12 protein-coding genes are annotated in these 12,880 nt (G+C 38.4%); 8 read left to right on the plus strand and 4 right to left on the minus strand.

Features of this window, described 5'->3' with window-relative positions:
* Nucleotides 1-138: 138 nt before the first annotated feature.
* Entirely contained in the window at nucleotides 139-1,020 is an 882-nt protein-coding gene (locus BM146_RS06870) for an aldose 1-epimerase family protein (protein ID WP_074886330.1), read from the minus strand.
* A 21-nt stretch (nucleotides 1,021-1,041) separates the two neighbouring features.
* Complete coding sequence (locus BM146_RS06875) at nucleotides 1,042-1,911, minus strand: AraC family transcriptional regulator (RefSeq protein WP_074886334.1); 870 nt, start codon at nucleotides 1,909-1,911, stop codon at nucleotides 1,042-1,044.
* A 223-nt stretch (nucleotides 1,912-2,134) separates the two neighbouring features.
* Here BM146_RS06875 and BM146_RS06880 point away from each other — a divergent pair, with 223 nt between their 5' ends.
* Nucleotides 2,135-3,451 (plus strand): MATE family efflux transporter, encoded by a 1,317-nt coding sequence (locus tag BM146_RS06880; protein WP_242949358.1) that lies wholly within the window; start codon nucleotides 2,135-2,137, stop codon nucleotides 3,449-3,451.
* Here BM146_RS06880 and BM146_RS06885 read toward each other — a convergent pair.
* Nucleotides 3,397-4,311 (minus strand): helix-turn-helix domain-containing protein, encoded by a 915-nt coding sequence (locus tag BM146_RS06885; RefSeq protein WP_074886341.1) that lies wholly within the window; start codon nucleotides 4,309-4,311, stop codon nucleotides 3,397-3,399. The two genes, BM146_RS06880 and BM146_RS06885, sit on opposite strands and share 55 nt — an antisense overlap.
* Before the next feature lie 178 nt (nucleotides 4,312-4,489).
* Between BM146_RS06885 and uxuA the strand changes: the two genes are divergently transcribed.
* The 3 genes from uxuA to BM146_RS06900 all read left to right on the plus strand — a co-directional run bounded on the left by uxuA (nucleotide 4,490) and on the right by BM146_RS06900 (nucleotide 7,909).
* Nucleotides 4,490-5,566, plus strand: coding sequence for a mannonate dehydratase (gene uxuA, locus BM146_RS06890; protein ID WP_074886344.1), 1,077 nt, complete (start codon nucleotides 4,490-4,492; stop codon nucleotides 5,564-5,566).
* 100 nt (nucleotides 5,567-5,666) lie between these two features.
* A complete protein-coding gene (locus BM146_RS06895) occupies nucleotides 5,667-7,286 on the plus strand; it encodes a mannitol dehydrogenase family protein (RefSeq protein ID WP_074886348.1) in 1,620 nt (539 codons plus the stop codon).
* A gap of 77 nt (nucleotides 7,287-7,363) precedes the next feature.
* Nucleotides 7,364-7,909 carry a zinc-ribbon domain-containing protein gene (locus tag BM146_RS06900; protein WP_074886351.1) on the plus strand — a complete coding sequence of 182 codons (546 nt, stop codon included), beginning with the start codon at nucleotides 7,364-7,366 and terminating at the stop codon, nucleotides 7,907-7,909.
* 52 nt (nucleotides 7,910-7,961) lie between these two features.
* On the opposite strand, the gene BM146_RS06905 is transcribed toward BM146_RS06900, so the two are convergent.
* Nucleotides 7,962-8,432: a helix-turn-helix transcriptional regulator gene (locus BM146_RS06905; protein WP_074886354.1), complete on the minus strand. Its 471-nt coding sequence runs from the start codon at nucleotides 8,430-8,432 to the stop codon at nucleotides 7,962-7,964.
* 294 nt (nucleotides 8,433-8,726) lie between these two features.
* Between BM146_RS06905 and BM146_RS06910 the strand changes: the two genes are divergently transcribed.
* The 4 genes from BM146_RS06910 to BM146_RS06925 all read left to right on the plus strand — a co-directional run bounded on the left by BM146_RS06910 (nucleotide 8,727) and on the right by BM146_RS06925 (nucleotide 12,823).
* Nucleotides 8,727-9,440, plus strand: a complete 714-nt coding sequence (locus tag BM146_RS06910; RefSeq protein ID WP_074886358.1) for a hypothetical protein — start codon at nucleotides 8,727-8,729, stop codon at nucleotides 9,438-9,440.
* Nucleotides 9,441-9,525: 85 nt separating this feature from the next.
* Complete coding sequence (locus BM146_RS06915) at nucleotides 9,526-11,331, plus strand: hypothetical protein (RefSeq protein ID WP_074886362.1); 1,806 nt, start codon at nucleotides 9,526-9,528, stop codon at nucleotides 11,329-11,331.
* Nucleotides 11,331-12,287, plus strand: coding sequence for a glycosyltransferase family 2 protein (locus BM146_RS06920; RefSeq protein WP_074886365.1), 957 nt, complete (start codon nucleotides 11,331-11,333; stop codon nucleotides 12,285-12,287). Before BM146_RS06915 ends, BM146_RS06920 begins: the two co-directional genes overlap by 1 nt.
* A gap of 2 nt (nucleotides 12,288-12,289) precedes the next feature.
* Entirely contained in the window at nucleotides 12,290-12,823 is a 534-nt protein-coding gene (locus BM146_RS06925; protein ID WP_074886368.1) for a hypothetical protein, read from the plus strand.
* Nucleotides 12,824-12,880 lie beyond the last annotated feature (57 nt).

Consider the following 12,880-nt stretch of genomic DNA (forward strand, 5'->3'; position numbering starts at 1 on the left):
ATCATAGGAAATTGCTTCCTATGATATAAAAGATCGCTCCGCTAAGGAAGCGCACTCGCGCGATTGGAAGATGTTGCATAAATGCAACCGCGCTCGGCGCGAGAATGTCGCAAGCGACATTCTTTTTTATAATTACGATTAACTTATCTTAATGGTGTACTCTGTCTTTCTGGACTTTTTTGGCTCAAGATGCTGTTCGCAGTATTTTTCTGGAAGCTCGCCATCAAAGCCTTTGTTGTCGCAGCGGCCAATCCATGGCTCAAGGCATACATATCGTGCTTCAACTTTTTCTTTTGACCACAGACCAAAGCTTGGGAAGCCTTTGCAGTTCATGGTGATATAAGGTTTACCGTCAGGAGTACAGAGGCTGATCTCATCTACCTGGTAATCGTCGAAAATAAGCGCGTCCTTATCAAAAAGATGTGCATCGATATCAAGGTATCCATCATTTAATTCAAGAGTTTTTGGATTTTCAAAGTCAACTTCTCTGGTCTCCTGGATTATAAGTGAATATTTTAAGCTGTTCCTGGAGAACTTTACTTTATAATCTGTTCTCTTTTCATTGTCATAGATAGGGCAGTTAAATGCAGGATGACCACCAATTGAGTAATACAATGGTTCATTTTCTGAAGGATTTTTAACCTCCCACTGAACCTTTATTGTATCTCCATCAAGGACATGTGTGATTATAAGTTCAAAGTCAAAAGGATATTTCTTTTTTGTTTCTTCATCTGATTTGAGGACGAAAATGATAGAGTTGTCAGTTTTGGCAAGCAGCTCAAAGTCCATGTCTCTGGCAAACCCGTGGGAAGACATTGGATACTCTTTTCCTCTGTACTTAAATATTCCTTTATTTACATTACCTACAATTGGGAAAAGAACAGGTGCATGTCTGTTCCAAAATGCAGGATCAGCCTGCCATAGCATTTCTCTGTTTCTTCTTTTGTCGAAAATGCTGCTGAGCTCTGCTCCGTGAGTAGCTACTCCGATTTTTAGTAAATCATTTTCAATATATTCCATTTTTTTCGCCTTTCTTAGGTTCTATAGTTTTGTATTTTGTTTTCTGAAATGTAGAGGTGTCATACCAAATTCTTTTTTGAAACTGCTGGTCATGTTGCCCGGATAGGAAAAACCACATTCTAAGGATATTTCCATCACTGACTTATTTGTAGTAAGTAGCATGTTTTGTACGTGTTTAAGTCTTGTGATGCACAGGTATTCTGTAAAATCTGATCCTAGCTGTTTGGCAAATATCCGTGAAAAATAGGAGACAGAGTACCCTGAAATGCGGGCAACCTCTTCTATTTTTAGTGGTTTCATATAGTTTTTTTCTATATAATAAACAGCTTCCATGATGGGCTCTGTGAGCTCGCTTTCGTGGATTGTTGCCTTGGTGCGGTCAAAATGTCCCTTGTCGTACACTTCGAGAAGTATATAGGTTAAAAGGTTCTGAAGACGGTATCTGGAAATTGAGCCTTCAGAAATATCAAGGCCTTGTTCTTTGATTTCATTGTACAACTGATATATTTCTCTGGCTAATGAGAATATTTTTTCTCTGTCATTGTCTGAAAAAGAAATTGGTGGATATCTGAATATCTTTTCCATGATCTGTGGACCAATCTTCTCAGTCATGTCAGCTACAAAGTCAGGTGAAAACTTAATAAGAATGCTGATATATTCTGAATTAGAAGCAGGTATCGTCCTGTGATATAAAAGAGGACGCATGGCCCCAATGTAGCCTGCATGAAGAGTGAAATTCATTTTGGGAGTTATTATCCGCCTGTCACCCTTGATCATAAAGCCTAGAGAATAGTGATCAGAAGCAACCTCCATTGAAGGCATTTCGTAATCAGATGAGATTTCTCTGTATGCAACTGTTATCTGTTTTCCTTTTGGAAGTGGAAGAGCCATAGCTATTCTCCTAAATTTTAATCTGTAATCAAATATGACATATAAAGATTATTTTTGCAATGAATTTGGAAGTTTTAGATAAGAAAATTATTATTTTAAGTACGATGATATTAATATAATAGATTAGTTATGCGCGTTTTTGCAAAGATTAGGATTATATCACATGGAAGGTTGTGTATCGAAAAAGAAAAGTTCAAAAATAGATATGACTTCAGGAAGCATAATGAAAAATGTACTTCTTTTTGCAATACCTATTGTGATTGGCAATATTCTGCAGCAGATGTATACGACTGTGGACACACTTGTTGTCAGTAATTTCTGCGGAGACAGCGCACTTGCCGCTGTAGGAACAAGTTCGCAGCCTGTGGAAGTTTTGCTGTGTATTTTTTTAGGAATCGGAGCAGGAGTATCTATTTTAGTTTCCCAGAGTGTGGGCGCAGGCAGGATGGACAGGGTAAAAGACTTATCTGCTACAGCGATTGTACTTGTTTATATCAGTGGCATACCCATTGCGCTAATTGGATGGATCCTGGCACCTGCAATCCTGCAGTTTATGCATGTACCGGCGGATGTATGGGATGAGGCCCTTATCTATACGAGGCTTGTTTTTCTGGGAGCTTTGGGAAATATCGGCTATAACATGAATGCCGGAATCCTTAGAGGACTTGGCGATAGTGCAGCATCCTTGTGGTTTTTGATAGTTTCAGGAATTACCAATATAGTTTTTGACCTGGCTTTTGTTGCAGGTTTTGGATTTGGCGTTGCAGGAGCAGCTGCGGCTACGAGTATAGCTATGTTTTTATCCTGGATCGTCAGCATAGTATATATCAGAAAGAAGTTTCAGAAACTTGAGTTTACTGTTTTTCCAAGAAGATATAACAGTCATGACCTAAAGGCTATCCTTAAGATAGGTCTTCCAATCGGAATTAATAACTCTTTGTTTTCATTTGGACATATGGCACTTCAGATATTGGTAAATGAGCAGGGAAGGCAGTTTATGGCCGGAGCTTCTGTGGCAGGAAGGATAACAGGGCTCACTAATATAGCCATTACTGCTATGTCGTCAGCCGCGTCCACATTTGCGGGACAAAACTATGGAGCCTCAAATTATAGAAGATTAAGAGAAGGATATATAAAGATTCCTACTGTTTCAGGACTTTTGACGCTTTCCTTCGGACTTATGGCGATTTCGTTCAGAATGCCTATCCTAAGATTTTTTTCACAGGATGAGATGGTTCTTTTGTATGCGGGAAGATACGTTGTGGTGATACTGTTGTCCCAGTGGTGCTATGCCGTATTTAACTGCATTTCCAATATTGTTAACGGCCTGGGATATGTAAAATACACTACTATAATTAATCTTATGATGCTATGGGCAGTAAGAATACCCACAGCATACGTGATTGACAGATTTTTTGATGGAACATATATAATGGTTTGTTTCCCCATATCATTCCTGTTTGGAATGCTGTGCATGATAGGGTATTATATTTTTTCACCTTCATGGAAAGAAGTAATGTCAAGGGCAGACAGATTCTGATACTCCTTGGGCGACATTCCGTATTCTTTTTTAAAGGCTTTAAAAAAGCTGGAATAATCTCTAAAACCAAATTTTTCATAGGTGCCTGTAATGCTGGCACCGCTGATTATAGCGTTTCGGCATTCTGCCAGACGCTTTTTTATTATGTACTGATGAAGAGAAATGCCAAGAGTGTCCTTGAATAAATGAGCAACATAGTACTTGCTGACAAAAAACTGTCCGGCAATATCATCAAGTGAAAGGGTATCCTCAAGATTACTCTCAACGTATGAAAGGATATTCTGGAAAAGAGCCAGCTCATCATTTCCGCTCTGTATATGGTCGTCATCATATACAATTCTGTTGATAGTAAGGATCAGGTCGCAGAGGCACAGATGGCTCATGGCGCCGCTTCCGTATCTGTCACTGGACTTTTCCTCAAGAAGTCTTAAAAATTTTGATTCCACAAGGTGAAAAGAGGCAGGGGAAAGGTGATAAATATACTTGTGAAAAGCCTCTGCTTTTTGTATGAGATACATGTAATCAACTGATTCCTGCATCAGAGAATTGCAACAATCCTTGCTGATCCAGAAGACAAAACGCTTGTAGTCCTTTTCTGATGTGTGCATAATGGCGTGATGTGATATTCCAGGCGGCACAACCATTAAATCCCCCGGGTACATATCAATGTGCTCTTTTTCTCCATCAGTTCTAAATATCTCCATGGTGACATCACCGTCCAGGAAAAGATAAAACTCATAGTAATCATGGGCATGGGGATTCAAGGTCTTGAAGTCCCTGTCCAGATAATAGAACACCTCGAAATCAGAGGAAATCATATACTGTCTTGAATTAAATGATGATCTTAATTTATTTTTCATAAGAACATAATAGCATCAATAACAACTTTTGCAATACAGGAAACAAGTTATTCCATTCAATTTTTCCCCAAATGAAAGTATTGTGTATATATCAAGAAAGTCAATTCAGGTGATAATAAATCAGACATCGCCTGTGAACAAATTGGATATTAGATATACACCATAGGAGGAAAAGAATATGGAAATGACACTTCGCTGGTATGGCACAGATTATGATACTGTTAAACTCTGGCAGATCAGACAGATCCCTGGAGTACATGGAGTTATCACAACTCTTTATAATAAACAGGCAGGAGAGCTCTGGGAGCAGGATGAAATCAAGGCTCTTAAGAATGAAGTTGAGGCAGGCGGACTTAAGATTGCCGGAATTGAGTCAGTAAACGTATCTGATGCGATTAAGGCTGCAACAGCTGACAGAGATAAGCATATCGATAACTATATCAAGACACTTGAAAATCTTGGTAAAGAAGATATCCACATGGTATGTTACAACTTCATGCCTGTATTTGACTGGACAAGAACAGAGCTTGCAAGAAAGAGAGCAGATGGTTCAACAGTTCTTGCTTATACACAGGAAGCAGTTGATGCGATCGATCCTGAGAAGATGTTTGAGTCAATTTCAGGTGAGATGAACGGCACAGTTATGCCTGGATGGGAACCTGAAAGAATGGCTAAGGTAAAAGAGCTCTTTGAGCTCTATAAGGGAATCGATGAGGATAAGCTTTTTGAGAACATTGTTTACTTCCTTAAGGCTATCATGCCTGTATGTAATAAATATGACATTAAGATGGCTATTCATCCGGATGATCCTGCATGGTCAGTATTCGGACTTCCAAGAATCATCAACAATGAAAAGAATATCTTAAAGCTCATGAAGGCTGTAGATGATGTACACAATGGTGTTACATTCTGCTCAGGATCTTACGGCACAAGCCTTGAGAACGATCTTCCACACATGATCAGAGCTTTAGAGGGAAGAATTCATTTTGCACATGTTCGTAACCTTAAATTTATTTCTCCTACAAACTTCGAGGAGGCAGCTCATCTTTCATCAGATGGAACATTTGATATGTATGAGATAGTTAAGGCGCTTTATGAGACTGGCTTTGACGGACCTATCCGCCCTGACCACGGAAGAATGATCTGGGGTGAGGTTGCAATGCCTGGTTATGGCCTATACGACAGAGCACTTGGTGCAACATACATAAACGGCCTTTGGGAAGCAATTGAAAAGTCACATTTAAGAGGGCTGTAAGCACTTGACGAGAGTTTCGAGTCTAGTGCGCACGTGTTCTGGCGAGGCGAATGCCGAGAGCAGAACTTCCTTATAAATTGAACATGAAGGAGATAAGATCATGAAACTTTGTGATAGTAGTATTAAAACAGATGCATCTTGGAAGAATAAAGGATACGAACTTCCAAAATTTGATAGAGATGCGATGATAAAGAAAACAGTAGCTGAGCCTGAGTGGGTGCACTTCGGCGCAGGTAACATCTTCAGAGCTTTTCAGGCAAATCTTGCTCAGAGAATGCTTGATGAGGGAATGAATGACAAGGGGCTTACTGTTGTTGAGGGATTTGATTATGAAATTGTAGAGAAAATGTACAGACCTCACGACAATCTTTCTATTCTTGTTACACTTAAGGCTGACGGATCGGTTGATAAGAAGGTCATTGGAAGTATCGCAGAGTCCTGCATTCTTGATTCTAACGATGACAAAGAGTTCAGCAGATTAAAAGAGATATTCAGAGCAGACAGCCTTAAGATGTGTACTTTTACAATCACAGAAAAAGGATATAGCCTTGTAAATCCTGCAGGTGAGACTCTTCCTGCAGTAAAAGAAGATTTTGAGAATGGCCCACAAAAGCCTCAGAGCTATATTGGTAAGGTAGCAGCTCTTTTGTATGAGAGATATACAGCAGGCAAAAAGAAGATTGCCATGGTAAGCACAGATAACTGTTCACATAATGGTGACAAACTCTATGCAGCTATGGATGCCTTCGCCAAGAACTGGACAAAGAACGGTAAGGCAGATGCTGGATTCCTTGACTATGTACATGATGAGACACTTGTTTCATTCCCATGGTCAATGATCGATAAGATCACACCAAGACCGGATGATTCTGTAAATGAAATTCTCAAGAACGACGGTGTTGAGGAACTTGAAGCAGTTGTTACATCTAAAAAGACATGGGTTGCTCCTTTCGTTAACGCTGAAGAGAGCGAATACCTTGTAATTGAGGACAAATTCCCAAATGGAAGACCTGCTCTTGAGAAGGTTGGAGTTATCTTTACAGATAAGGAGACTGTAGACAAGGTTGAGAGAATGAAGGTTTGCACTTGCCTTAATCCTCTTCATACAGCACTTGCTGTTTACGGATGCCTTCTTGGATATACAAAAATCTCAGATGAGATGAAGGATGATGACCTCGTTAAGCTTGTAAAAGAAATCGGTTATGTAGAGGGACTTCCTGTTGTTACAGATCCGGGCGTTATTAAGCCAAAGGAATTTATTGATACTGTAGTAAATGTGCGTATCCCTAACAAGTTTATGCCTGACACACCACAGAGAATCGCATGCGATACTTCACAGAAGCTTGGCATCAGATTTGGTGAAACAATCAAGGCATATCTTGCTTCTGATAAACTTAACGTTGCTGACCTTAAACTTATACCACTTGTTCATGCAGGTTGGCTCCGTTACCTTATGGGAGTGGACGATAAGGGCCAGAGCTTCGAGCCTAGTCCTGATCCACTTCTTGAGGAGGCTCAGAGCTTCGTAAAAGACATTAAGCTTGGAGAGACAGATGAGAACAAGGTAAAAACAGCTGTTTTACCACTTCTTAAGAACGTTTCTATATTCGGAACAGATCTTGAGAAAGCAGGTCTTTCAGACACAATTGTTCATTACTACCTTGAGCTGCTTAAGGGAGAAGGCGCTGTAAGGGCTACTCTTCAGAAGTATTGCAAATGATAACCTAACAATGTAAAATCTATTAGGTGGGTGCTTGGTTAAGTGCCCACCTAATATTAGAGTTGGAGGGGATTAATATGAAAACATGTCCTAATTGCGGTAATCAGATCGCTGATGATGCAGCATTTTGCAATAATTGCGGTGTTTCAGTGACAGTAAATCAACAAGCAGAAAGTGCACAGGCTACTAATCCACAGCCACAGGTTCAACCGGCACCACAGCCACAACCTCAGCCTCAGCCTCAGCAGTCATATGGCCAGGCACCATATCAGCAGCCACTTGTTTATTCAGATCCTAAAGATCATACAAAAGAGTTCGATGCTCAGGATATTGCAGATAACAGAATCATTGCACTTGCAGCTTATCTGTTTGGAATTATCGGTGTTCTTATTGCATTCATTGCGGGAACTCCATTTACAAGATTCCATGCAAGGAATTCTCTTAGAATTTCTATAGCAGCAATTATCATACTTATCCCAAGTATCATTCCATTTCTTGGATGGCTTGTTACAGGTATATGCGCAGCAATTCTCGGCGTGATCAAGATCGTTGCTATTGTTTGGGTTTGTATGGGAAAGGCTAAAGAATTACCTATTATTTCTGATATAGGATTTCTTGGTTAATTAAATTACTTATAAAAAGGCTGTGAAGAAAAACATCATTTCTTCACAGCCTTTATTCATAATCTGTAGTATCTTTCAAACACATCATTCGTAGTGTATAGTTCAATAATCGCTTGGATTGTCCCTTTAGCTTGTGGTAATAATAGATAATCTCTCTGTCCTCTATTGATGACCATTTATTCAGATCATCAGGAGTCATATCTGCACATTCCATCAAAAAATCTTTATAGAGAAGGTCAAACTTGGATTCTATTTCTTCATCGCTGGTAATATATTCGGCGGCTTTTTCGGTTGTTTTACCGTTATTGCTACTCATGATGGCAAGCTTGACCAATTTACTTAAGGATACCTTATAGAAAGCTGATAGTTTATAGAGTGAATCTGTGGGAGGTATGAGTCTTGCATTCTCGTAGTGAGAGTAAGTAGCTCTTGTTATTCCCAAGTATTTAGCTATATCGTCCTGTTTATATTCGTGATTTGATCTTAAAAGCCTTAAATACTGAGATAAAGGCGTATCCGACATGATAAAAACTCCTTATATATTAAGTTAGAGAATGACTAAAGTAAGCATACATTATAAAAATATATTCTAAGAAGCTATCGATATGGATAATATCATAAGAGTACAAAAATGTACAAAAAAAATCTTAATAACGAAAATCAGAGTATGCAATATCAACAAAATATATTAAATATATCGTAATGCGCTTGAAATATATTACTAATATCGTAAAATAGAAAATAGCTACGAATTAGAGATGAAGGCAATACAATTTTACAAAAACTAAAAACAAATTATGAAGGGAGATAATACGTTATGAACATGAAGTTGGTCAAGAAGGTTCTCGCTGTTACCATGGCAGCAAGCATGATTGTTATGCCTCTTACTGCAGGAGCAACAGATTCGGCGCAGCCATCAAGCTCAGACACAACAGTAACACCTGCACAGGCAGAAGCAGTTGCTACAACGAGTGAAGTTACAGTTACACAGGAAGAAGAAGTTGCTACAACGAGTCAAGTTACACAGGCAGAAACAACATCTACTACAACCAATAATGTTATAGCTGGAGGGACAGTAATTAAAAACGAACTTCCGGGAGCATTTCAGATTTCTTCACAATCAGCTATTTCTGGAGTAGCTATCAGACAGAGTGCGAATACAATTAAGACATCAGCCGGACTTTCATCAAATCAGACACCATTTGCAAGAGTATATACTCTTGATCCTAATAAGAGCAAGGCTGTATATGCAAGCTTTAATGCAGCAGCTGAAGTATATGGCGGATCAGTAGTTGCTGCTATCAATTCAGATCTTGGTGCACTTACAGGTGGTAAGTTCACATCACTTCCTGAGGGAGTTTCAGTTCCTGTAACTATTGGAATCAAGAACTTTGATCCCAATGCGGAGTATTATATCATTAAAGTTTCTAAAAAGGGCTTAATTGAGAAAATTCCTGTAACTATTGAAAATGGAAAAGCTACTTTTGATATCACAGGTGGATTATCAGCATACGCTCTTATGAAAAAGTGATATTTAGATTGACTTGACTGGGAAATGGCTGGAAAGTCATTTCCCAGTTTTTAAATTTTTATTCTTGGGGGAGAAAAAAGTAAGCATGGGGAAAGAAGAGAATAGGCAGGATATCAGATTTGTCGTTTTTTTTATTGTTTTTTCTCTTGTTTGTCTATGCATGTACGGCCTTCACAGAATATATGGTTTTTCACTATTTCCCGATGAATTTGGATATTGGGCAAGCGCAGCAAAGGTGCTGGGATATAACTTTAGCGAAGTCGCTTCAATAGGTTCGTACTATTCTTTTGGGTATTCACTTATTCTTTTACCAATACTACATTTACTATCTGATTCGGTACTGGCTTATAGATGTGCAGTTGTGGTAAACCTGCTGCTTCAGATTTTATCTTTTTTTATATTAAAAGAAATATTTCTTAAATTCTTTCTTAAAGATAAAAAGACTGTTTCGTATGTTTTAAGTGGCATTGCAGTTCTTTATCCTCCGTGGGTGTTTTATGTTCAGATGACAATGTCTGAAGCACTTCTTTTTTTTATGTTCGTTCTTGTTACATATCTTATGTTTAGGTACATTGAAAAACCCGGGATGGCCAGAGGAATACTTTTAGCACTTTCGACTGTATATATATACTCGGTTCATATGAGAACTATAGGTGTTTTCATATCAGTTTTCCTAATGATTATTTTTGAAGGCATATGGAGATTTTGCATAACAACAAGGAATTGGCCTGGATATAAGGTTATCAGAAATGTAAGACCTTATATATTAGCAAATGCAGGGATGATAGTTACGATAACATTTTTAATTGCCGGTTTTTTGATATGCACTTCTTTTAAAAATGTTATTACAGATCAGCTTTATAACAGCGGAAACATAAATACGGTCTACATCAATGACTACTCCGGACAGATTGGAAAACTACTTGAGCTTCTTACAATAAAAGGTTTTATCAGTTTTTTAATGAGTATTACCGGAAAATTATTGTATTTTGGCTGTGCAACTTTTGGACTTGGTTTTATTGGAATATATCACTTGTTAAAACGAGTATCAGAAAAAGATAGATTTTCTTTTTTTGTTCTAATGGCTGTATCAATGCAGTTTATGGTCATGAACATCTATCTTTGTCGCAGTGCAGATTTTGATGCGACAAGGTTTGATTTGTTTCTACATGGAAGATATTTTGATTTTGTTATACCGATTTTAATTTCGCTAGGGCTTTATGAACTTATTAAGGAATCGGGCGGATGTCTGAAAATGTGTCTGTCTCTTTTATTAGTTGTCTTAAGCGGGCTACTTTCTCTTTTAGCGGTTCTTATGAATCGCACTGGAATGAGGGATCCGCATGGAATGTTGATGATAGGCATGAGCTATTTTCTTGATGAAGAAAATGTCAGACCTGCTGAAACAATTTTGTTTAGTATGATTTTTGCTTTGCTGATCAGTTGCATTATTATTGCAGTTACACATAAGTTCAAAGAAAACCGCAATATAGCAATTATGCTAGTGATAATGATTATATTTGTGGGATTATCTTTTCATGCATGTGATCATTTCATATATAGGGGACAGTCCTATATATATGGAGATCTTCAGGTGGCAGATAAAATAGATGATTTAAGAAACTCGGGCTATAACGGAAATGTAGTTCATCTTTATGAGGGTGGTATTGAATATATTGACACAGTTCAGTTTAAGCTAAGAAATGAAAAGATCAGTGTGGAATACGTTGAGGATGGCAGTTCTTTTGACATAGAGGCTTTATCTTCAAACGATATAGTGCTTGTCGATTTTAACAGTAAATTAAAGGATGAACTAAGTAAAAAATATAAAAAGAATTGGGAATCAGGGCATTTTGATATTTATTACAATATGGTCAAGGGGGAAATGTAATGAAGCTTATAATTCAGATTCCATGCTACAACGAGGCGGAGACCTTAGAAGTTACACTTAATGACCTTCCAAAGCACATAGATGGGATTGATGAAATAGAGTATCTCATCATCAATGATGGCAGCCAGGATAATACTGTAGAGGTTGCCAAAAAGTGGGGCGTTCACCACGTGGTTAATTTTAAACAGAACCAGGGACTTGCAAAAGGCTTTATAGCGGGACTTGATGGGTGCCTAAGGTGTGGAGCTGATATTATCGTCAACACTGATGCAGATGACCAGTACAAGGGTGAAGATATAGAAAAGCTGGTCAGGCCAATTCTTAATGGTGAGGCTGACGTAGTAATTGGCGCTCGTCCAATTGATAAAACCGAACATTTTTCATATATCAAGAAAAAACTACAGCATTTTGGAAGCTGGACTGTGAGAAAAGCTTCGAACACCAAAATTCCGGATGCGCCAAGTGGATTTAGAGCATACAGTAGAGAAGCTGCTATGAAGATGAATGTAGTAAATGATTATACATATACCTTGGAGACGATAGTTCAAGCAGGACGAGAGAAGATTCCTATGATCAGCGTTCCAATCAGGACTAATGGAGAACTGAGACCTTCAAGATTATTTAAGAGTATATGGGGGTACGTAAAGAAGTCGATGCTCACTATTCTCAGGGCATATGTGATGTATAAGCCTTTGAAGGCGTTTACTTTATTGTGTGTGCCTTTTGTAACTGTTGGACTTGCAATTGGTTTCAGATTTTTATATTACATGGCACATGGAACAAGCTCAGGTCACGTTCAGTCACTGATACTTGGATGTACGCTTATCATTATTGGCGTACTGATATTTGTACAAGGGATCCTTGCTGATACGATTGCAGCAAACAGGCGGATACTACAGGATGTGCAGCTTCATGTAAAGAGAATAGAGTATGGACCATCCAATGAAGAGGAGTAATCATGCAGAGTGTAAAAAAGAATGACGTTGTTTGGCGGCTTTTGGCATTGATCATATTGCTTTTGGCTGCTTTATTCTGGTATGGGTGTAACCATATTGTGGCAGATGCTTCAGATATAAATATGGATGAAACAGGAAAGTTCATGATAATATCACAAAGTGCCAAAGCGTATTCACAAAAAAGTGAATCTTCTGATGTTGTTGTTTTATTCTCATCGGGGGATACAGTCTTTATTGTAAACGAGGAAAATGATTGGATCCAAATACTGTATCATGGTGAAAATGCCTATATAAAAAATGTGGGAGAAGGGCTGTTTGCTGAGGCAGACAATTCAGAAGCTGCTAAGGAAATGGAGAAGCAAGAGCAGATCGATAAGGCCTGGATTGAATCATATTATGAGCAGATGAGAGCAATTAGAGTCTCTAAGGTATGGAAGGGAGTCATAATAGTAGTAATTGTGCTGGCGGTAGGATATCTAGTGTTCAAAAGCGTGCATCAGCAGGGAGATAAGGGTAATAAAGAGTCGACGAAGTAAAAAACAAGTGGCATTGATAAAAGCCTTTCAATCGCTTAAAATAGTGATTGGAAGGCT

Origin of the sequence: Butyrivibrio proteoclasticus, assembly GCF_900115735.1 — a bacterium.
GTDB lineage: Bacteria > Bacillota > Clostridia > Lachnospirales > Lachnospiraceae > Butyrivibrio > Butyrivibrio proteoclasticus_B.

Excerpts from the sequence above, each read along its gene's own strand:
- BM146_RS06870 (WP_074886330.1), bottom strand. The coding sequence starts at position 1,020 with ATGGAATATATTGAAAATGATTTACTAAAAATCGGAGTAGCTACTCAC.
- BM146_RS06875 (WP_074886334.1), bottom strand. The coding sequence starts at position 1,911 with ATGGCTCTTCCACTTCCAAAAGGAAAACAGATAACAGTTGCATACAGA.
- BM146_RS06880 (WP_242949358.1), top strand. The coding sequence starts at position 2,135 with ATGAAAAATGTACTTCTTTTTGCAATACCTATTGTGATTGGCAATATT.
- BM146_RS06885 (WP_074886341.1), bottom strand. The coding sequence starts at position 4,311 with ATGAAAAATAAATTAAGATCATCATTTAATTCAAGACAGTATATGATT.
- uxuA (WP_074886344.1), top strand. The coding sequence starts at position 4,490 with ATGGAAATGACACTTCGCTGGTATGGCACAGATTATGATACTGTTAAA.
- BM146_RS06895 (WP_074886348.1), top strand. The coding sequence starts at position 5,667 with ATGAAACTTTGTGATAGTAGTATTAAAACAGATGCATCTTGGAAGAAT.
- BM146_RS06900 (WP_074886351.1), top strand. The coding sequence starts at position 7,364 with ATGAAAACATGTCCTAATTGCGGTAATCAGATCGCTGATGATGCAGCA.
- BM146_RS06905 (WP_074886354.1), bottom strand. The coding sequence starts at position 8,432 with ATGTCGGATACGCCTTTATCTCAGTATTTAAGGCTTTTAAGATCAAAT.
- BM146_RS06910 (WP_074886358.1), top strand. The coding sequence starts at position 8,727 with ATGAACATGAAGTTGGTCAAGAAGGTTCTCGCTGTTACCATGGCAGCA.
- BM146_RS06915 (WP_074886362.1), top strand. The coding sequence starts at position 9,526 with ATGGGGAAAGAAGAGAATAGGCAGGATATCAGATTTGTCGTTTTTTTT.
- BM146_RS06920 (WP_074886365.1), top strand. The coding sequence starts at position 11,331 with ATGAAGCTTATAATTCAGATTCCATGCTACAACGAGGCGGAGACCTTA.
- BM146_RS06925 (WP_074886368.1), top strand. The coding sequence starts at position 12,290 with ATGCAGAGTGTAAAAAAGAATGACGTTGTTTGGCGGCTTTTGGCATTG.